Here is a 1,948-nt window from a genome sequence, read left to right on the forward strand (position 1 = left end):
GCCTGGCGGTGGACGCCGCCACCGAACGCGCGTCGCAGCAGCTGCGTGAGGATGCCGCCGTGCAGGTCACCACCGTGGCGGGCGGGCCCTGGTCGCGGCCAATCGCATTGCAGTCTCCTTTGCCGGTGCAGCTGCAGCTGCGTGATGCACAGGCGCTGTTCAACCTGCGCAACCTGGTACGCAACGGTCGCCCGGATGCGCACGCCCAGGCCGTGCTGGAACGCGTTTGTGCACAGCAGGGCGTCGCCCCGGCAGCGTGCGCACAGGTGCGCGATTTCGTGCTGGCGCGCATCGGTGGCGGCGGGCCGCTGCCGCGCGATGTGCATGGCGTGTTGGCGCTTGCCGTGCCCGAGGGCGATCCAGGTCAGATGCAGGCACTGGCCCAGGTGGTCACCCTGCTGCCGCGCGACACCTTGCTCAACGCCAACACCAGCACGGCCGCATTGCTGGCCACCGAGCTGCCCGACACCGACCTGTCGCGGTTGCAGGCCTTGCTGGGCGAACGCGACGCCGGCCGCTACTTCCTCAATCGAGGCGACATCGAGTTCCGGTTGAAGGTGCCGCAGGCACAGATGGTGGAAACCCAGGTGGGCATCCACAGCGAATGGTTCCTGGCCGACGGCAGCGTGCAGGCCGATACCGTGAGCGTGCCCTTCCAGGCGCTGATCTGGCGCGAGCACCGCGACCTCGGTGTACGCGTTCAACGCATGTGGACAAGGATTGGAACATGAAGGGCGAACTGCGGCTGCGACTTCCCCCGTTGTCCACGCTGCACGCTCAGTCCGAGGTGGACTGGGCGTGGTGGCAGCAGGGCCGCGTGCTCTCCCATGGACGCGGCGCGCTTTCGGTGCTGGCGGTCCGCCATCCCGCTGCAATTACCCGGGCCTGCCTGGATGTGCAGGACCTGATCCTGCTCGACCTGCTGCTGCCGCCACTGACCGGCCGCCGGCTGGAGGTGGCGATGCAGGCCGAGATCGAGTCCCTGCTGCTGGAGGACGTGGCCGAAGTGGCGTTCGCGCACGGCCCCCAGGACCGCGACGGGCGCGTCGCGGTGGCGTGGCTGGGACGCGAAGCGGTGCAGCAGGTTGCGCTGCTGTTCGCTGCGCTGGGTCTGAAATTGCAGGGTCTGTATCCCACGCCGTTGTTGCTGCCACTGCAGGGCAACCAGCCGACGCTGCAGGCCTGTGGCGATCACCTGCTGGTGCGGACCTCGCGCGACCGTGGCTGGGTGCAATGGCTGGGACAGGGCCAGCAAGGTGTGGCGGTCCAGCAACTGCGCGCGCGCCTCGGCGACGACGATCAGGCCACATGGCATTGGCTGGGCGCTGCGCCCAGCGGCTGGCCGGTGGATGACGCGGTGCCTGAATTGCCGCACGAACAGCAATGGAGCGGCCCCTTGCCCAGCTGGTCGCTGCCGCTGCCTTCCCAGCAGAAGCGCACGCCCTGGCTGGCAATGGGACTGGGGGTGGCCGCCGCTGTCCTGGTCGGGCTGGGACTCCAGGTGCAGACCTGGCAATGGGCCGCGCAGACGCAGACCCTGCAGCACGACATGCAGCAGGAGACGAGGCAGCGCCTGCCCGGCGTGGGCGAGGTGGTGGACCCGGTGGTGCAGGCCCGTCGCGCGGTGGAGGCGGGTGCCGCCAAGCCCATCAGCGCTCCCGACGTTCAGCGCCTGGCCGCGACCGCCCTGCAGGCCGTGCCCGAATGGGCAGGTGCGGTCGCGCTCATGGAGTACCACCCCGGCGAACTGCAACTGCAGCTGGACCCGGCACTCGGTCCGCCAGCCGATACGCCGCGCCTGGAGCGCTGGCAGCAGGCGCTGCAGGCTCACGGATTGACCCTGACCGACCGCGGCAACGGCCGCCTGCGGGTCAGCGCGAACGGACCGGGTTGATGATGCGGGTGCTTGCCAAGGCTCCCGCCGCGGCGGGCCGGCCCCGCTTCGCTT

General features: G+C 70.1%; 2 protein-coding genes. Both read left to right on the plus strand.

Going from position 1 to position 1,948, the window contains the following annotated elements:
• Nucleotides 1-731: type II secretion system protein GspK (locus EGJ34_RS21565; RefSeq protein ID WP_185750289.1), on the plus strand; the 731-nt coding region annotated here is incomplete at its 5' end.
• Complete coding sequence (gspL, locus tag EGJ34_RS21570) at nt 728-1,894, plus strand: type II secretion system protein GspL (protein ID WP_125362433.1); 1,167 nt, start codon at nt 728-730, stop codon at nt 1,892-1,894. The genes EGJ34_RS21565 and gspL, both read left to right, overlap by 4 nt.
• Nucleotides 1,895-1,948 lie beyond the last annotated feature (54 nt).

The organism is Stenotrophomonas sp. 278 (genome assembly GCF_003935715.1).
Taxonomy (GTDB): Bacteria; Pseudomonadota; Gammaproteobacteria; order Xanthomonadales; family Xanthomonadaceae; genus Stenotrophomonas; species Stenotrophomonas maltophilia_AH.